Origin of the sequence: Streptomyces rimosus (assembly GCF_008704655.1) — a bacterium.
In the GTDB taxonomy this organism is placed as follows: Bacteria; Actinomycetota; Actinomycetes; order Streptomycetales; family Streptomycetaceae; genus Streptomyces; species Streptomyces rimosus.
This window is the reverse complement of record NZ_CP023688.1, coordinates 42,964-60,543: the sequence shown is the minus strand read 5'-3', so window position 1 is coordinate 60,543 and position 17,580 is coordinate 42,964. Positions and strand designations below refer to the sequence as shown.

Here is a 17,580-nt window from a genome sequence, read left to right as displayed (position 1 = left end):
GTCGAGTTTCCCGGGCCGGGGCCGCCACAACGTCCGGGAAGTCCCTGATCGGTCCCGGAGCTTGCCCCTGAAGGATCAGGCCGGTTCTCCGGCTGCCCTGGGCGTATACGTCGGGACCGTGGACCGACGCCCGTGCACCCACGCCCGTGCGCCCGAGATGGATCAGGTCTCCCGCTCGACCAGACACCCCTACTGACCGGCATGCCCCGCACGATCAGCCTGCGGATAGCTCCCCTTCCCCAGCTCAGGCCGCTCATCGCCCGAACCGGCCAGCACCTCGGGTTCGCCCACCCCAGAGCCCGTTTCGTAACCGCGCGGCCTGAGTGCGGCGGCCACGAACGACGCGACCAGCGGTCGGCGGTCCTGCTCGTTCCAGGCGAGTACGAGGCGGCTGGGCGGTGCGTCGGCCACCGGGACGCAGACCAGGCCGGGCAGGGCCGGTTCGACCAGTGAGCGGGGGAGTACCCCGATCATCCGGCGCATCGTGATCATGTGGAGCAGCTGGACGACGTCGGCGACCTCGGGGCCGGTGCCGTCGCCCCCAGGCACTCCCTTCCAGCGCGGCAGCGTCTCGCCTTCCAGGTCGGACATGCGTACCGAAGCGCGCCCGGCCAGCCGGTGCCCGGACGGGACGATGGCCACGCGGTCCTCGGTGTGCAGCGTCTCGTGGGCCAGGCCGTCGAGGTCGTCGAGCGGCGCGTAGAGCAGACCGACGTCGGCCCGGCCGTCGCGCAGGAAGTCGGAGCGGTCGGCGGGGCCGCTGAACAGGATGTCCACCCGGCGGGCGTCGGGCCGGCGGGCGTACTCGGCCAGGATTCCGGAGAGCAGGCCGGCGTCGCCGCCGGGCTTGAGTACGAGTCGCAGGTGGGCCTGGACGTCGCCGGCCCGCCGGGCGCTCTGGACGGCGGCGCTGACCGCGTTGAGCGCGTGCCGCCCGTGTTCCTGCAACGCCTCCCCGGCCGGGGTGAGCTCGACGTGCCGGCTGGAGCGGACGAACAGCGGGACGCCGAGCCGGGTCTCGATCCGCCGTATCGCCTTCGACAGCGCCGGCTGGGCGATGGAGAGGCGGGCGGCGGCCCGTCCGAAGTGCAGCTCGTCGGCGAGTGCGAGGAAGTATTCGAGCTCGCGTGTTTCCAGTTCGACCATGCCTCCAGGTTATCGCCCGATTCCGAACCGGTCTTGGACGGCGATGGTGTGCGGCCCTAAGAATGGGCTCGTGATCCAGCAAACGATGACTGATTCCTTCGACCAATCCCTGCCCGTCGCCGCATTGGGCCAATGCCGTGTGGGCATAGAACGAGCCATGCTCGGCACCGGTACCGCGCAGTCGGTCGTGGCCCGACGTCACTTGCCGGTCCCCGGCGAGGGGGCCGTTCCCGCACTGATCGCGACTGAAGCTCCGGCCGCGTTCGTTGGGGTCGCCGTGGCCTACGCCCAAGCGGAGGCGAAAGGGTTCACCGCGCCGGACCTGCCCGAAGTCCTCGATCGATGGCAGGCACGGCGCCCGTACAAGGTCACCTGGGCGAACAGCGAGCCGCTGGTATGAGCGACATTCCCCAAGAGGTGAGCCCCCAGAAGATGAGCTCCCGGAAGGCGAACCCCCGGAAGGCGAACCCCCGAAAGGTGGGGCTCGTCACCGGCGCCGGCAGCGGGATCGGCCGGGCGGCGGCGCTCGCATTTGCCCGGAGCGGCGCCGCGGTCGCCGTACTCGACATCGACGGTGGCACGGCGGCCGAGACAGCCGAGACGATCAGGAAAGACGGTGGGGATGCGCTGGCTTTGACCGTCGACATCGCCGACGAACTTTCTGTGCGTACGGCCGTCGGGCGCACGGTCGCGGCGTACGGGGGCCTCGATTTCGCTGTGAACAATGCCGGCATGGCCTCGCATCACCGGCAGCTCGACCAGATGAATTCGGAAGAGTTCGAGCGCGTGGTGCATGTCAACCTGGCCGGGGCCTTTTTGTGCATGAAGTACGAGCTGCCCTTGCTCAAAGGCGGCGGCGCGATCGTCAACATCGCTTCCAACGGGGGCCTGTACGCGATTCCGCGCGCCCCCGCCTACGTGGCCGCCAAGCACGGCATCGTCGGGCTCACCAAGGCCGCGGCGGTCGACTACGCGCCGGACAACATACGGGTCAACGCCGTCTGCCCCGGCCCGACCCTCACCCCGGGGTTCGAGCAGGTGGCGGCCGGTACCGACATGATCGCGATGCAGGGGGCGATCACACCGCTCGGCCGACTGGCCACGCCGGAGGAGGCCGCGGCAGCGGCGGTCTGGCTCTGCTCGGATGCCGCTTCCTACGTCACCGGGATCGCGCTGTCGGTCGATGGCGGGCGGCGCGCGTGAGGGCCCGGCTACGTGTGAGGGCTCGGCTACGAAGGGCGGACGCGCACGGACAGGACATGGTGGTACTCGGTCTCGATGCGGCCCGGGCCCAGCGCTGTCCGGCGGCCGATGGGGTGCCGCCGGGTCGGGACCACGGCGGGCGATGGCCCGTAGAGCTTGTCGAAATCGCAGCCGCAATCAGCGAAGGCAACGTCGGCGAATAGCCCCGTCGGCCGGACGGCGGGACCACCCCCACCGGGCCCCAGGGCCCGTTAACTCAATTCACTCTCAGTTATTCAGTCAGAGAACGGTTCATTATGCGCATCGCAATACTCGGCGCCTCCGGGCGGGTCGGCCGCCTGCTCATCGACCAGGCACTTGAGCGGGGACACGAGGTCGTGGCCCTCGTCCGTACTCCGGGCCGGGTCACCGTGCCCGCGTCGCGGCAGGTCGACATCAGGCAGGCGGATGTTTTCTCCCCCCGGACTTTCCCAGACCTGGACGACGTCGACGTGGCCGTCTCGGCCATCGGTATCGGAAAGGATGACGGGCCGGGCGCGTTGGTCGCCGGGGCAAGGCTGCTCGCCGCGGCCCCCATCCGTACGGTGTGGCTCGGTGCACTGGGATCGGGACCGTCGGAACGCGCGGGCGGGCTGATCTATCAGGCGGTGATGCGGATGGCCGTCGGCGCGGAACTGACGGAGAAGGCCGAGGCCGACCAGGTCGCCTTGGCGGCCGGCGCCACGGTGTTTCATGCTCCGGACCTGAAGGACGGACCCCTCAGCCCCGGACGCCGTCTTGTGCGGCTCCCCGACCTGCGGCGTCCCCTGCTGCCGCCCAGGATCTCCCGCGCTACCGTCGCCGCGCTCATGCTGGACGAGGCGGAGGCGGGGAACCACGGGGGAGAAATAGTCGTACCCCTGAGCTGATCACTGGTTGCGTCGTGACGCTCCCTGGGGCAGTCAGTGGTGCGCATGTGCGGATCGCCGCCCGCCCTGGTCCACGACACTGTGCCCGCGTCCTGGACCAGGGCGGGCCCTTGGTCCAGCACGTGAAAAGGCGTCACCACCGCCTCCTCCTAGAAGCACAGCCCAGCAGTCAGCCCCGTCAGCTCTCCGATGCGCGGCGTGGCATATGCCGATGGCAGCTCAGCGGACCAGCCGGAAGAACGCCCGGACGTCATCGACGAGCAGTTCCGGTACCTCCATGGCAGGGAAATGTCCGCCGCGGTCGAATTCCGACCAGTGCACCACCTTGTGCTCCCGCTCGGCTATGCGGCGGACACCGGCGTCGCCGGGGAAGACCGCGACGCCGTGCGGCACCGTGGACGCCGTTACGGCCGAGCCCCATGCCTGCGCGCTCTCCTTGTAGAGCCGGGCGGAGGAGGCGGCGGTGCGGGTCAGCCAGTAGATGCTCACGTCGGTGAGCAACTGGTCGCGGTCGACGGCGTGCTCGGGGAGTTCGTGGGCGGGGTCGGTCCACTCCTTGAACTTCTCCGCGATCCAGGCCAGTTGCGCGGCGGGCGAGTCGGTCAGCCCGAACGCGAGGGTCTGCGGCCGGGTCGCCTGGATGACCGCGTAACCGCTGCGGTCCTGGTCCTGGTACTGCCCGAGCCGCTTCAGTTCGGCCGCCGACAGTCCGTCGAACTCGGCCGGGTCGCCGGTCGGAAAGCCCAGCGCACCGTTGACGTGTACGCCGACGACGTGCTCGGGATCGATGCGGCCGACCTCGGGCGAGATCACGGCGCCGCTGTCACCGCCCTGGGCGCCGTACCGCTCGTATCCCAGCCGGCGCATCAGCTCGGCCCAGGCCCGCGCGACCCGGTGCAGGTTCCAGCCCGGCTCCGTCGTCGGCCCGGAGAAGCCGAAGCCGGGGATGGAGGGGGCCACCACGTGGAAGGCGTCGGCGGGGTCGCCGCCGTGCGCCCGCGGGTCGGTGAGCGGGCCGATGACCTTCATGAACTCGGCGATCGAGCCGGGCCAGCCGTGCGTCAGGAGCAGCGGAAGCGCGCCGGGCTCGGGGGACCGGACGTGCAGGAAGTGGATGTTCTGGCCGTCGATCTCGGTGGTGAACTGGTCGAACCGGTTGAGCGCCGCCTCCTGCGCGCGCCAGTCGAAGCCGGAGCGCCAGTATGCGGCGAGCTCTCTCGCGTACGTCACCGGGACGCCGTACGACCAGCCGACGCCGGAGAGTTCGTCGGGCCAGCGGGTGCGCGCCAGCCGCTCGCGCAGATCGTCCAGGTCGGCCTGGGGGATGTCGATGCGGAAGGGGCGGATGGCGATATCGGCAGACGTGGTGGCTTCGATGTCGGTTGCGACGTTCCCTGCGGTGGCGATGTTCGTCGTGCTGTTCATGGAAAGAACGTTACGAGCAAGTGAGGACAGTTACGGTCCTAGGCGTGCGAGAGACTTGACCGTATGCGGGAAACTTCTGCACGTCTCTTGAAACTTCTGTCCCTCCTTCAGACCCATCGCGACTGGTCCGGTACGGAACTCGCCGAACGGCTCGGCGTGACCCCGCGCACGGTGCGCCGGGACGTGGACCGGCTCCGTACGCTGGGCTACCCGGTCAGCGCCAGTGCCGGGGTAGCCGGTTACCGGCTCGGCGCCGGCACGCAACTGCCGCCGTTGCTGCTCGACGACGAAGAGGCGGTGGCGGTGGCCGTGGGGCTGCGTACGGCGGCGGGCGCAACCGTGGCCGGGATCGCCGAGACGTCCGTACGCGCGCTGGTCAAGCTCGAAAGCGTCCTGCCGTCCCGTCTACGGCACCGCGTCCAAGCGCTCCAGTCGGCGACGGTACCGCTGGCGCAGGGCGGACCGGTGGTCGCGCCGGACACCCTGACGGCAATCGCGGCGGCCTGCCGGGACCATGAGACCCTGCGCTTCTCCTACCGGTCCCATGACGCCACCGAAACCCGGCGCGAAGCCGAGCCGCACCGGCTGGTGTTCTCCGGGCGCCGCTGGTACCTCCTGGCCTACGACACGGGGCGCGCCGACTGGCGCACCTTCCGCGTCGACCGCCTGGCCCTGCGTACCCCCAACGGCCCCCGCTTCACCCCGCGCCAGGCACCCGCCCCCGACCTCGCCGACTACGCCTCCCGCGCTCTGTCCACCGCCCCCTACCACCACCAGGCCCGCTTCACCGTCCACGCCCCGGCCGCCCAGGTACAAGAGCGCATGCCCGCCACGGCGGCCACGGTCGAACCGCGGGACGCCCAGTCCTGCACGGTGACGGCCGGTGCCCACTCACTGGACGAACTGGCCCTGTGGGTGGGTCTGCTGGGGGTGCCCTTCACCGTGCACGAGCCACCTGAACTGGTGGAACACGTGCGGGGGCTTGCGGCTCGACTGGCGGCGTCGGCGGGTGACTGATGGGCGGGCCCCGCCCCGTCACCCGGTCAGACAGCCGCCCGGCCAGTCGGTCAGGCGTGACCGCCAACGGTGACCGGCCCGAACGTGAGCCGCGGTGTGGCCTCCAGAATCTCGCCGATCCGGGCCACCCGGTGCTCGACCTCGGTGCGCTGCGCGGCGCCGAGCGGCACCAGGGCCTCCACGGTGACGTCGAGCTTGCGGCCGGAGCGCCGCTGATGCCAGAGACCGCCGACCACGCCGTCCACGATCAGCACCTGGAAATTGCCGGGCAGCACCCGTTCACGGGCGCGGCCCGGGTACAGAAGCTCCGGTACCTGGTTGCCGACCCGGTACGCGTAGCCGTCGAAGTAGGGCAGCAGGTGCAGTCCGCGCGGCGGCGCGTCGGGCATGGCGGTGTCACCCGCGGCCACCCAAGCCGGCTTTCCCTCGACCTCGACCGGCTGGAGTTCGTCGGCCAGGGACGCGAACAGTTCGTTGGCCCAGAGGACCGGCGCGTTCAGCCAGTGCGCGAACTGCTGTGGGGTGGCCGGCCCGTAGGCGTGCAGATAGCTGGTCAGAACATGGGTCAGGGCGGCCCGGGGGTCGGCCGGCGCGAGGCCGGGTAGCCAGCGGGCCGGGTTGGTGTAGGTGACCTTGCGACCGCGATTGGGGCCGAAGCACAGCTTCCCTCGCAGCCCGGCCAGGTGCAGCGCCTGACGCCAGCGCGGCCACAGGCCCTGGAACCCGGGTATGACGAGATCGCCGGCCCAGGCGCCGGTCCTGCGGATCACTTCCTCGCTGAGTTCGTCGATGGTGAGCTCGGCGTCCCGCAGGGCGTCGCCGATGGCCGCGACCACCTCAGCGGTCTGTTCCTCGGTGAACCGGATGTGCGCCGGATGCGAGTGCTTCGGCTCGGGAACGGCGGAGAAGGCCGCGATCCACAGCGGCAGGTCGCGGGTCGGGAACAGGTGTACGGTACCCCGTTGTCCGAACGTCTTGACCAGGCTCTGCTCCGCCCAGAGCGCTTTGCGCACGTCCATCCGGGTGGCGTCGGACATCCGCAGCCCGATGGCGAGTTCGGCGGCCGACAGTACCTGGGCATGGGTACCGGCCATGGCACCGACGATGTCGTCGGGCCGGGCGGTTACCGAGGGGGTGCTCAGGCTGTGGCGTTCCAGACGGCGCGCGCATACCTGCGACCAGGTGAAACGCGGGATCTGCGACGAACGTGCGGACATGCGGGTGGGCTCCTTGGGGGATGGGCGGTTCGTGGGGATGCGGGGTGGGATTGGGTCGGGGCGGTGACGGTGGGTCCGGAAGTGGTTGATCTGGCGGTGGTAGGCCCGGTTGTGCCGTGGTTACCGCGTTCAACGGTGACTGTATTGGCGATATAGGTCAGGAACGGTCCTAGGTCGTCATTGGGCCTAGCGGGTCTGGTCCGCGGGGGCACTCCTTTGGCTCAGGTGGAGTCATTTTGTGAGTGGTGCGCGCTGCGGGAATGTGCAGAGTATTGGTGTCCGGTCGGTATGGCTGATGGTTGGTGACCCAGGCGGCTGTGGCGATGTGTACGGCGTCGGCTCATATCCTGAGGAGGCCGGGTGATCGGCGAATTCCCTGCATTGCTGGCGGGTAAGCGGGCGCTGGCTCTGATTGACGGGGAGCATTACCCGGAGGTGGTGCGCGAGGCATTGCGTTCGCTGCCGTGCCGGGTCGCCGGTGCCTTGCTGGTGGGAGGTAAGGAGAAGCTGCGCGGGTCGCCGGATTTTGGCGTGCGGCTGTTGTCGGGTGGTTTGGCGGACGCGGTGGCGGCTTGCGGGGCCGAGTTGGTGGTGGACCTGTCGGACGAGCCGGTGGTCGGTGGGCGTGAACGGATGCATTTCGTGGCCGAGGCATTGGCGTGCGGCGTCGCGTATGCCGGGGCGGACTTCTACTTCGCGCCCCCGCGACCGGCCGCGTACGACCTTCCGTCGATCAGTATTGCCGGGACCGGAAAGCGAATTGGCAAAACAGCGGTCGGCGGACATACCGCACGGTTGCTGGCGCGCCGGTGGAAGGTCGTGGTCGTGGCAATGGGCCGGGGCGGACCGGCCGAGCCCGTGGTGATGACCTCGTCCCCGGATGTGGCCGGGCTACTGGAGCTGTCCCGCTCGGGCCGGCACGCCGCGTCGGACTATGTCGAGGACGCGGTGTTCGCGCGCGTGCACACGGTGGGGGCGCGGCGCTGCGGCGGGGGATTCGCGGCCACGCCGTTGACCTCGAACGTCGAAGCGGCCGCCGCGGTGGCGGCCGGCCTCTCGCCGGATCTGGTCCTGTTCGAAGGCAGTGGCACCGTGCTGCCCCCGGTGCAGACGCGTCGGCGGATCCTGGTGGTCGGGGGCGGCCAGTGCCCCGAACGGGTCCTGGGGTACGCCGGCGCGTACCGGGTGCTCGTATCCGACCTGGTGGTCCTTACGCTCGCCGATCCACACCTCGACGTCCGGCCACTGCGCCAGGCGATCGAGCAGGTACGTGAGGTGCCGCTGATCGCGGCCGCCCTGCGTCCAAGGCCGGTCTCGGACATCACGGGACGGCGCGTCGCCTTCTTCACCACCGCGTCCGCCGCCGCCGTGCCCGGCATGGTCGAGCATCTGACCACGTCCTACGGGGCGCGCGTCGTACACGCGAGCACTGCCCTCGCCGACCGCGGCCGGCTCGGTGCCGAGCTCCGGGAAGTCGATGCGGAGGTCTTTCTGGTGGAGCTCAAGGCGGCCGCCATCGACATGGTGGCCGAGCACGCCGAGCGGCGGGGCGTTCCCGTGGTGCTGTGTGACACCCAAGTGGTTTCCCTGCCGGGCGAGCCCTGCCTCGATCAGGCGCTCCTCGACCTGGGGCAGGAAGCGGTTGCCTCCTGATCTTGCCGGGGCCAGAAAGGGCCAGGGGTGGTGAAGGCGTGTTACTGGTTGGGGGAGTGGCTGTCGATGATGGCGAAGGCGGCGCCGTGGGGGTCGAGGAACATGGCCATGCGGCCCATGCCGGGAACGTCCATGGGCGGGATGAGGACGATGGCGCCGGCTTCGCCGGCTTGGGCGACGGTGCTTTCGCAGTCGCGTACTTCGAAGTACGGGTGCCATTCGGCGGTGGCTCCGGCGTCGAGGTTGGCCTGGGGGAGCTGCATCAGCCCGCCGTGTGCCGCGTCCTGGCCGGTACCCGACGGGTACAGGACCGTATAGGTCAGGCCCGGACCCATCTCCAGGTCGGTGGATTCCCAGGCGAAGACGGAGCGGTAGAAGGCTTTGGCTGCTGGAGCGTCGGTCGTGTACAGCTCGACGCGGCACAGGGTGTGGGGTGCGGCGACGAGTTCCAAACCGTTGGTGTCGCCGGGTTGCCAGACGGCGAAGTCGGCACCGGTGGGGTCGGTGAAGGCCGCCATCCGCCCGTAGGTGAAGACGTCCGCCGGGTTTACGCGGACGCTGCCGCCGGCGTCTTGGACGGCGCGGGCGGTGGCGTCGGCGTCCGGGCTGTGGAAGTACACCGTCCACGAGGGGCTCGCGCCGTCTTCGGCCAGCGGGCCGAGGCCCGCCACCACCTTGCCGTCGTACAGGAAAAAGCCGTAGCCGCCCGCTTGCGGCCCGGCGGACTGGTGGTCCCATCCCAGGACCGCGGAGTAGAAGGCGATGCTGGCCTCGGTATCGGGGCTGCCCAGGTCCAGCCAGTTGGGGGCGCCGGGGACGTACGCGGTCGTCAGCATCAGGTGGCCCTTCGTCAGGGGAGTGCGGATCGGGGGGGGCTGGTGTAGCGCCCCGGCTCGGACGGACCGCGCGGTGGCTCTGCCTCCCGTGCCGGGGAGCGGCATGGGGCCCGGCGGCTGTCACAGCGAGATCCTTGCAGCGGCTCCGGTCTTTCCGCGAGCCTTGGCGGTTCGAGCCTGGTGACCATCACTCGGCTGGGTGTGGTGGCTGCGGGCGCGGACGGTTTCGGTGGGCGGGTGGCCCTTGGCGTTGGCGTTGACGTACTACGGCCGGGATCCACTTTCTCCGCGTACGTACGCCGGCTGTTCGATGTCTGTGAACGGGGCACTTTAGCGCGAGCTTGTTTCTCAGGCATGGACGGTCGCCGTTTCCTGAGCACATAAGGTCGGGGGATGACTGAAAGGCGCGAGAGGCTGGACCCGGCCCGGGCGTTCGGTGCCGCGGCCACCTCGCGAGCGGCGGTGTGGGAGTTCGTGGAGGCGTTCGCGGAATCGTGGATGGCGCCTCTGTCACCGGCGGACGGTATTCCGCCGAGCGAGGTGCGGCGTGCCGAGGAGCGGCTCGGGTATCCGCTTCCGGCGCCGTTGTCCGAGGCGTACGCGCTCTTCGGCCGCCGGGCGGATCTGGTCGCCGTGCACAATCCTTTGCTGGCGCCTGAGGAACTGCTGCTTGATCCCTCAGGTGAATTGCTGGTATTCCGTAGCGAGAATCAGGGATGCGCCGGCTGGGGCGTTCCGCTCGACCGGCTGGGGGACGACGACCCGCCGGTGGGTTTGTTCTCGGACCACCTGCCCGGCGTGGCCTGGAAGCCGTACCTCGATCGACTGTCGCGGGCCTTCGCCGAACTGGTCCTCAGTGAGGCGGTCATGGCTCGCCGGTACGGCCCGTGTGGACGTGAGTGCCCGGCGCCCGCGGAGGTCATCGCGGCCGTCGAGGCGACCTACCAGCCGATCGCATTGCCGCCTTGCCCGGCTTGGTACCACCCAGAGGGAGAACCGACACGTTGGTTCTCCGCGCCAGGGAAGCTGTTGTGCCTGGAGCCGGATCCGGTTGAACCGGTCCTGGTAGTTGTCGGCCAGTCGGAGACCGAGGTGCTGGAAATCTTGGCGGCAGTCCCCGGCGCATGGTCCGCTGTCGAGCCCGTACCGTACGAGTACGAAGAGGACGCGCCGCCCTTCGGCTGATCGGGACGCGAATGTGCTCGCGCGAAGCCGTCCGGTACCGGTACCGCGGTGTCGCTCCGGACTCGCCGGTGCACGGTCAGGCCCGAGGACGACCGAAGCGCGGTGGGTTTTGAGCGGAGGTATGCCGAGCAAAGACCGGCGTAGAGCCTGTTCCAAGCGGTTCCGGAACCCAAGTGGTCGGATGCCGAAGCCCTTCGGGGTTGACGCGGCCAGCTGTTGTCGTGTGCGTGGTCTTGTCAGGTTCAGGGGACGGCGAGATGGAGCGGAACGAGTGCCCTCCCCCTTACGGGTGAGGGGGAGGTACAGATCTCCATCCTGGGCCGGTCGGAAAGCTCATCCCCGGAACCGACGTTGTGACGGCGGCACGCCGACAGGATGGCGCACATGACCACCGCTGTGCTCGCTCCCGCCGTTCCGCCTCCGCCCCGCTGGGCGATTCGGGCCGCCCATGCTGCCGCGCTCGTTACCCTGCCGACCGGGATCTGGCGCCTCCTGCCTGCTGGCGGCCGGCCACCCGGCCGGGTACACCGACGTCGGCTATGCGGCAATGGGTTGCACCGGCTGGAGCGCGGTGTACGTAGTCGGCCTCAGTGTGGCCAGTGAGGCACTCGCACTGCTTACGCTCGGCTTTGTCCGACCCTGGGGCGTGATACTCCCGCGCTGGATCCCCCTGCTCGGCGGACGCCGGATCCACCCCATGGCGGCCGTCGTCCCGGCCGGCTTCGGCGCGCTGACGCTGACCGTTCTGTGGATGCCGTTCGTCGCCTGGTGGGCCACCCCTCACCCTGACATGACCGCACTTGGCAACGTCATCGTCGGATTCCTCTACCTGCCCTTGGTCGCCTGGGGTCCGCTGCTCGGTGCCGTCACTCTCTCGTACCACCGGCGACGTCGCGTGGAGCGGCCGGAGTAGTCGTCGCCCGAGGGCTGGAGAGCGGACACGGCAGGCTATGGGCCTGTCGTGATCTTTGCTCCGGTCGGCCTTCGTCCATGCCGGTTGCTGTAGTCCCTCAGACAGCCCCGACAGCTGTCGAGCACAAGCGACCGAAGAAGATGGCGTACGGTTACCAGATCGAGCACCGCCGGCGCCTGCGTGCACAGACCGTCCTGAACGCGGCGCGCGAATGCTCCCATGCGCGTATCGCCCGCGAGACCGGTCTGCATGTGAGCACCGTGCGCACCTGGCAGAGCCGGTTCGCCGAGCACCCGGCCGAGCGTAGCGACCAACCGCCGGCCTTCGCTCCCGTGCAGGCCGCCCAAGTAACGGCTCTGGTCTGCCAACTTCCCGTCGAGACCGCGGCGTACCGCTATCCCGCTGGTCAGCGCCGGAGCTGGCCTGTGAGGGCCCTGGCGCGAGGCATCGTCACCTTCGTGTCGGCCTCCACCGTGCGCCGATGGCTGGACCAGGACGTGCTCAAGCCCTGGCAGCATCGCTCCTGGATCTTCATCACCGACCCCGGCTTCCGCACCAAAGCCGAACGCATCCTCGACCCGTACGCCCGCACCTTCGACGGCGTCGTGCTGGGTGAGGACGAGTACGTCATCAGCGCGGACGAGAAAACCTCCATCCAGGCCCGCTGCCATCCCACCCTCGTTCTTGGCAAGGCCCGTGCGGTGCGCGCCAACCATACCTAGAGCCGAGGCGGCTCCCTGGCTGCCTATGACATCCACCAAGCGAGGGTCGACCGAACCACGCACCGGCAACGCGCGCCGAACGGCGTCGCGCAAAGCGAGACGCCCCCACGCACCTCGTGGGTCAACTGGCGTAGGGGCAGACCCAGTCGGGCTCCTGGGGCTGCCCGGATGGTGCGCCGAGCCGCGCGTCAGCAGGCTGGTCCCTGCTGCCCCAGCCGCGTACACGAGGAAGGGCTCACCATGCCGAAGCGTTCCCATCGCCGCCGGATCACGGCGGCGGCCGTGTTGGCCGCCACCGCCCTGGCCCTGGCGGGCCCACTCCCCGCGTCCGCCGACCAGGCCCGGGCCGTGGGCCCGGTACAGCGCGGGCTGGACCGGTTGGTGCACGAGGACGGCTACCCCGCCGCGCTGGCCGCCGCCACCGGCCGCGATGGGCGCACCCGTAATGCCGCCGCAGGCGTCGCGGACCTGCGGACCGGGGAAAAGGTGCCGGTCGACGGGCAGGTACGGGGCGCGAGCATCACCAAATCCTTCACCGCCGCCGTCGTCCTGCAACTCGTCGGCGAGGGCAAGGTCGCGCTGGGTGCCCCGGTCGAGACCTACCTCCCGAGGCTGCTGCGCGGCGACGGCATCGACGGCCGCCGCATCACGGTGCGCCAATTGCTCCAGCAAACCAGCGGGCTGCCCGACTACACCACGTACATGGACGACCTGGTCAGCAACCGCCACCGCTACTACGAGCCCCGCACGCTGCTCGACCTCGCACTCCAGCACAAGGCGGGGTTCCCACCCGGCAAGGGCTGGCGGTACAGCAACACCGACTACGTGGTGGCCGGGCTGCTCATCGAGCGGGTCACCGGCCGCCCGGTGGGCGAGGAGATCACCCGCCGGGTGATCGACCGCATCGGGCTGCGGCACACCTACTTCCCGACCGTGGGCGATCAGAACATACGCGGCCCCCATCCGCACGGCTATGTCTCGCTGAAGTCCGGCGCACCGCTGCTGGACGTCACCGAGATGGACCCGTCCGCGGCCTGGGCCGGCGGCGCCCTGATCACCACCCCCAGCGACTCGAACCGATTCTTCGGCGCTCTGCTCGGCGGCAGGCTGCTGAAGCCCGCGCAGCTCGCCCAGATGCGGACGACCGTGGCGATCCCGGCCAACGCCGGTTATCCGAAAGGCACCCGGTTCGGACTGGGCCTGATCAGCCAACCGCTGAGCTGCGGCGGCCTGATGTGGGGGCACGACGGCGACTTCCTCGGCTACGCGACGTACTCGGCCGCGACCGACGACGGCCGCGCCGCCACCATCGCCGCCACCGCCGATCCGGGCCCCGTCAAGAAGGGCCGCCACGACATCGAGCACCTGCTGGACACCGCCCTTTGCGGGTGACCCGCCGAGCCGTACTGGTAGTCGTGCCGTTTGGGGGCGCCGTACGGCTCGATGAGGTCGCACGTGATTGTGGTGCGGTGGTCGTCGGGCGTTTCGACGGTGTTCTGCCCGTTCTGGCATGGGCCGCGCGTGAACTGGTACGCGTACGGTGGTCCGCCGAGCCCATGAGCGGCCTCCCGATGGCGCGGTGCGGGTGGCGCGAGACGAGCCCACCGTGTCGGTGACCGGCCCAGGCCCCGACGGCGTCGCTCCGACGACGGTTCCCCAAGCGCACGCTCTCACCAACCCCGAGCGGCCGAGCCCTTGAATGCCGGTCGCCGTGTTCCCGACGGCGGCCAAACAGGACGACCGACGGACGGGGCGCATCCCGGCGACACAACCACGTCCCCCCTCACAGCAGCGGAGTCCCAACGGGGGAGTGGCCCGGCCACTCAGGGGAGGGCCCGGCCACCTTGCCAGGCCGCCCTGAGGACAACCCCCGCCCGCCAACCGGGCTGTCCCCACCCGAATCCGGTGGCCTGCCCCAGTGCCCCGAAAAGCCACGTGCAGTGGAATACCGCATACCCACCGTCACTCATCACTTGCGGACCACCATGCGCATCTTGCGGCCTGTGCTCACCTCCCTTCTCACCCTCGCGGTCGGTATGCCGGCCCTTCCGGCGTACGCCACGCCCTCGAGCCATACGTCCCAAACCAGCAGCAGCGGGCGTGAACGGATCCACCGGCATCTTCAGGACCTCACCCGCGGCGGCGCTGTCGGCGCCCAGGTGCAGGTGACGGACCAGAACGGCACCTGGACGGCACGGGCGGGGACAGCCCGGGCAGGCGCCAGCGCCCCTGTACCGGAGGGGGCCGCTTCCGCGCCGGGAGCGCCACCAAGATGTTCACTGCCGTCGTCGTGCTGCAACTGGCCGCAGAAGGCCAGGCTGTCGCTGGACGCCCCACTGGACCGCTACCTGCCGTCAGAACTCGTCCCGGGAGCCGTGCACATCACGGTGCGGATGCTCCTGCAGCACACCAGCGGCCTCCACGACCTCGCGCGTGACCTGCCGCAGGGTAAGGATCTGGTCCGCACTCGTTTCCGTCACTACGACTGGGCCGCACTGGTACGTGAAGCCGTAGCCCGGCCCGCCGAATTCCCGCCCGGCACGAATTACGGATACTCCAATACCAACTACCTCATCGCCGGCCTCATCATCGACCGCGTCACGGGTCATTCCTATGCTGACGAAGTACGAAGCCGGATCATCGAACCTCTGCACCTTCGGCACACCATCGTCCCCGGGGACAAGACCTCCATTCCAGGCCCGCACGCGCATGGATACCTCACGCTCCACGGAACGAGCACTCACCGGGGCCACGCACAGCAGGTGGACATCACGCAGCTGACCCCCTCAATGGCAGGCCCCGCCGGAGAATCATCTCGACCACGAGCGACATGGACACCTTCCTCACCTCACTCGCCTCGGGAGAACTCTTGCACCCGGCCGAGTGGAAGGAAATGACCCGCACGGTGGCCACGGACGACCCCGGCACCCGGTACGGAATCGGCCTGAAGCGGGTGCGGTTGAGCTGCGGCCGCCTGGCCGTCGGCCACACCGGCGGCATACCCGGCTACGCGACGCTCGCCTTCACGACACCCGACCGCTCACACCGGGTCGTCCTGTCCGCCAGCCTCGCCGACTGGCCCGCCGACCCGCGCATCGGCGACCCCATCGACAAAATACTGGACGACGCCATCTGCGACTGAGCTCGTACCACCACCTTGGGCAGAGCCCTGCGCCATCCCTCGGGCGGTGCCCCATAAAGCACACGTGTTTACGGAGTACGGACGCGAAACTCTTGCGGACCTGGTGCCGCGTCAGGGCTACAACACCTCGCGCCCGAAAGCGCTCTTCTCGCCACTGCCAAGTCCAAACACCGCGCCGCCCAACGCCGTCACCCGCCCCCGCGCGGATCACTGATCACCCCGCCGGGTTGTACGCCTCCAGACGCATTGACCCACCCGAAGACGATGCGCTTGCATCCTTCTGGCCTCCGGCGCAGGGCCGGGGCACACAGGTCGAGGTCACCCGGGGGAAGCATGTCCGCCGCCGCTCCGTACCGTACGCGTACCTACGAGACCTACCGCACCGCCGCACCTGCCAGGCGCGCCACCGCAGGGCGCGCCGCCCGTCACGGCGTCACCGCGCTGGTCGGCGCACTCGCCCTCGCCCTCCTGTCAGGCACCGCTGCCACCGCGAATCCGGCCAACTCCCCGACCAGGCCCGGCACGGAGACACAGAGACCCCACGCGGAGCAAGCCCCACACACCACATCCAAGCCCCGCATCGAGCGCGCCAGCCTCACCGCCGACGGCACCGAGGCCAACGACGCCTCCTGGGGCGCGGTGATCAGCGCCGACGGCCGGTACGTCGCCTTCATCTCGAAAGCGACCAACCTGACACCGGACCCGAACAACCCCTACCTCCCCGACACGTACGTCAAGGACCTGCGCACCGGCGCCGTCACCTTCCTCCGCGACGGCCTGGGTGGCGTACGGATCAGCGCGGACGGCCGCTGCGTGGGCACCAACGCCTTCGGGGCGCACGACCTCCAGGGCTTCGTCCACGACCTGAAGACCGGCACCAGGCAAGCCCTCGGGTCCGCCCGCGGCGGCAGCCAGATCACCGGGCTCAGCGGCGACTGCCGCTACGCCGTCTACACCGCGAACCCGCTCCACCCCGCCGACCCGCAACGCATCTACCTGCACGACCGCACCACCGGCCAGGACACCCTCGTCAGCCGGCCGCCGACATCCGAGCAGTACGACATGTCCGACGGATCGCTCAGCGCCGACGGCCGCATCCTCGCCTACCGCGCCCACCGCCGCCTCGGCGACGGCCCCGACCGCGACGACATCATCGTCACCAACCTGCGCACCGGCGAACACCGGCAGCTCGACGGCTCGCAGGACGACGCCACCGCCGCTCTCGTCCAGCTCAGCGCCAACGGGCGGACGGTGGCCTACACCGTCGGCCTCGACACCTACGTGCACGATCTGCGCACCGGCCGTACGATTCGGCTCAACAAAATTCAGGGCCGCGCCCTGAGCCCGGACGGCGGGCACCTCCTCTACACGGACGGCAACACCGAAGCCCTGCGCCTGCGCAACCTGCGTTCCGGCGCCGACCACCTGGTCGCCACACAGGGAGGCGCCGAGCCCGGCGCACTGACCGCGCACGCCCACACCACCGTCTTCGCCACCCCCGCCGGCGACCTGGTGCCCTCGGACACCAACAACGCGGCGGACGTCTTCGTACGCCGCGGGCGATGAGCCGCCTCCGGGCACAGCATGCCGTCGTTGCAGTAGGCATTGCTCGGCTTCGCAGAGATCACCGATAAATCGGTGATCTCTGTCTGACCTGATTTCGACCTCAGCAGTGCACGTCTACCTTGATGACCGTGTTGTTGCCGTCCAGCGGTCGTTCGGTCCATGCCTCGACCCGGTCCCACGTGCCATTCACGTAGGTGACGGTGAAGGAGTTGCCGTGGGCCTTACCCCAAGAGTAGCGGTCATTGATGGGGTTGTAGCCGCAGTTGTTCATGTTCCACCACCGCCCTGCGTCCGATGCGAGGCGAATGCAGGCTTTCCCCCAGTCGCACTGAGGCGACCAGCCCTTGGTGCTGACCGAGGCTGCGGCCGGGCCGCTGGCAAGGGTGATGGCGGCTCCGAAGGCGGTCGCCAGGACAGTGGCCCGGGACATCAACCGGGTGATCGACTGCATCTCAGATCCCTTTCTGTACGGACCGTCCTTGCGGTACGAGAGTGACAGATTGGGCAGGCATCGGTAACCGATCCGAGTGCGAATGGCCAGCATGTGACGCCGAACGCTCGTTGCTGTTTCCGGGCATTGAGTGGCGTACGCGGTGAAAATGCAGGTCATGGGGCTGATGCGCGTGAGGTTCAGAATGTTGATGATG

17 protein-coding genes and 1 pseudogene are annotated in these 17,580 nt (G+C 69.5%); 13 read left to right on the top strand and 5 right to left on the bottom strand.

Annotation, left to right across the window (positions count from 1 at the left end; translation table 11 throughout):
* Nucleotides 1–189 precede the first annotated feature (189 nt).
* Nucleotides 190–1,146, bottom strand: a complete 957-nt coding sequence (locus tag CP984_RS00265) for a LysR family transcriptional regulator (RefSeq protein WP_003980039.1) — start codon at nucleotides 1,144–1,146, stop codon at nucleotides 190–192.
* A gap of 70 nt (nucleotides 1,147–1,216) precedes the next feature.
* Here CP984_RS00265 and CP984_RS00260 point away from each other — a divergent pair, with 70 nt between their 5' ends.
* The 3 genes from CP984_RS00260 (at nucleotide 1,217) to CP984_RS00250 (ending at nucleotide 3,257) form a co-directional block, all read left to right on the top strand.
* Nucleotides 1,217–1,546, top strand: coding sequence for a hypothetical protein (locus CP984_RS00260; protein ID WP_030190809.1), 330 nt, complete (start codon nucleotides 1,217–1,219; stop codon nucleotides 1,544–1,546).
* 32 nt (nucleotides 1,547–1,578) lie between these two features.
* Entirely contained in the window at nucleotides 1,579–2,349 is a 771-nt protein-coding gene (locus CP984_RS00255) for an SDR family NAD(P)-dependent oxidoreductase (protein WP_003980041.1), read from the top strand.
* Between the two features lie 296 nt (nucleotides 2,350–2,645).
* The gene (locus tag CP984_RS00250; RefSeq protein ID WP_003980042.1) at nucleotides 2,646–3,257 is read left to right on the top strand and encodes an NAD(P)-dependent oxidoreductase; all 612 of its coding nucleotides are present in this window, start codon (nucleotides 2,646–2,648) and stop codon (nucleotides 3,255–3,257) included.
* Nucleotides 3,258–3,476: 219 nt separating this feature from the next.
* Here the strand turns inward: CP984_RS00250 and CP984_RS00245 are convergent, their stop codons facing one another.
* On the bottom strand, nucleotides 3,477–4,682 hold the full coding sequence (locus CP984_RS00245) for an epoxide hydrolase family protein (RefSeq protein ID WP_003980043.1): 1,206 nt from the start codon (nucleotides 4,680–4,682) through the stop codon (nucleotides 3,477–3,479).
* 63 nt (nucleotides 4,683–4,745) lie between these two features.
* On the opposite strand from CP984_RS00245, the gene CP984_RS00240 reads away from it, so the two are divergent.
* Nucleotides 4,746–5,699, top strand: a complete 954-nt coding sequence (locus CP984_RS00240) for a helix-turn-helix transcriptional regulator (protein WP_030190799.1) — start codon at nucleotides 4,746–4,748, stop codon at nucleotides 5,697–5,699.
* A gap of 50 nt (nucleotides 5,700–5,749) precedes the next feature.
* Here the strand turns inward: CP984_RS00240 and CP984_RS00235 are convergent, their stop codons facing one another.
* Nucleotides 5,750–6,916, bottom strand: coding sequence for a winged helix DNA-binding domain-containing protein (locus tag CP984_RS00235; protein WP_003980045.1), 1,167 nt, complete (start codon nucleotides 6,914–6,916; stop codon nucleotides 5,750–5,752).
* Between the two features lie 360 nt (nucleotides 6,917–7,276).
* On the opposite strand from CP984_RS00235, the gene CP984_RS00230 reads away from it, so the two are divergent.
* Nucleotides 7,277–8,569, top strand: a complete 1,293-nt coding sequence (locus CP984_RS00230; protein ID WP_003980046.1) for a hypothetical protein — start codon at nucleotides 7,277–7,279, stop codon at nucleotides 8,567–8,569.
* Between the two features lie 41 nt (nucleotides 8,570–8,610).
* Here CP984_RS00230 and CP984_RS00225 read toward each other — a convergent pair whose 3' ends face one another.
* Entirely contained in the window at nucleotides 8,611–9,405 is a 795-nt protein-coding gene (locus CP984_RS00225; RefSeq protein ID WP_003980047.1) for a VOC family protein, read from the bottom strand.
* Nucleotides 9,406–9,798: 393 nt separating this feature from the next.
* Here CP984_RS00225 and CP984_RS00220 point away from each other — a divergent pair, with 393 nt between their 5' ends.
* The 8 genes and pseudogenes from CP984_RS00220 to CP984_RS00190 all read left to right on the top strand — a co-directional run bounded on the left by CP984_RS00220 (nucleotide 9,799) and on the right by CP984_RS00190 (nucleotide 16,933).
* The gene (locus CP984_RS00220; RefSeq protein ID WP_003980048.1) at nucleotides 9,799–10,590 is read left to right on the top strand and encodes a hypothetical protein; all 792 of its coding nucleotides are present in this window, start codon (nucleotides 9,799–9,801) and stop codon (nucleotides 10,588–10,590) included.
* 697 nt (nucleotides 10,591–11,287) lie between these two features.
* Nucleotides 11,288–11,503 (top strand): hypothetical protein, encoded by a 216-nt coding sequence (locus CP984_RS42735; RefSeq protein ID WP_003980049.1) that lies wholly within the window; start codon nucleotides 11,288–11,290, stop codon nucleotides 11,501–11,503.
* 140 nt (nucleotides 11,504–11,643) lie between these two features.
* Nucleotides 11,644–12,225, top strand: coding sequence for a helix-turn-helix domain-containing protein (locus tag CP984_RS00210; protein WP_003980050.1), 582 nt, complete (start codon nucleotides 11,644–11,646; stop codon nucleotides 12,223–12,225).
* A 240-nt stretch (nucleotides 12,226–12,465) separates the two neighbouring features.
* Complete coding sequence (locus CP984_RS00205) at nucleotides 12,466–13,617, top strand: serine hydrolase domain-containing protein (RefSeq protein ID WP_003980051.1); 1,152 nt, start codon at nucleotides 12,466–12,468, stop codon at nucleotides 13,615–13,617.
* A gap of 793 nt (nucleotides 13,618–14,410) precedes the next feature.
* Nucleotides 14,411–14,662 carry a serine hydrolase gene (locus CP984_RS42880; RefSeq protein ID WP_351862140.1) on the top strand — a complete coding sequence of 84 codons (252 nt, stop codon included), beginning with the start codon at nucleotides 14,411–14,413 and terminating at the stop codon, nucleotides 14,660–14,662.
* Nucleotides 14,601–14,900 (top strand): annotated as a pseudogene (locus CP984_RS42875) (serine hydrolase domain-containing protein); the annotation flags it as partial. The gene CP984_RS42880 and the pseudogene CP984_RS42875, both read left to right, overlap by 62 nt.
* Before the next feature lie 38 nt (nucleotides 14,901–14,938).
* On the top strand, nucleotides 14,939–15,367 hold the full coding sequence (locus CP984_RS42525; RefSeq protein WP_078575913.1) for a serine hydrolase: 429 nt from the start codon (nucleotides 14,939–14,941) through the stop codon (nucleotides 15,365–15,367).
* 333 nt (nucleotides 15,368–15,700) lie between these two features.
* Complete coding sequence (locus CP984_RS00190) at nucleotides 15,701–16,933, top strand: TolB-like translocation protein (protein WP_003980054.1); 1,233 nt, start codon at nucleotides 15,701–15,703, stop codon at nucleotides 16,931–16,933.
* A 100-nt stretch (nucleotides 16,934–17,033) separates the two neighbouring features.
* On the opposite strand, the gene CP984_RS00185 is transcribed toward CP984_RS00190, so the two are convergent.
* The gene (locus tag CP984_RS00185; RefSeq protein WP_030190790.1) at nucleotides 17,034–17,384 is read right to left on the bottom strand and encodes a hypothetical protein; all 351 of its coding nucleotides are present in this window, start codon (nucleotides 17,382–17,384) and stop codon (nucleotides 17,034–17,036) included.
* Nucleotides 17,385–17,580: the final 196 nt, after the last annotated feature.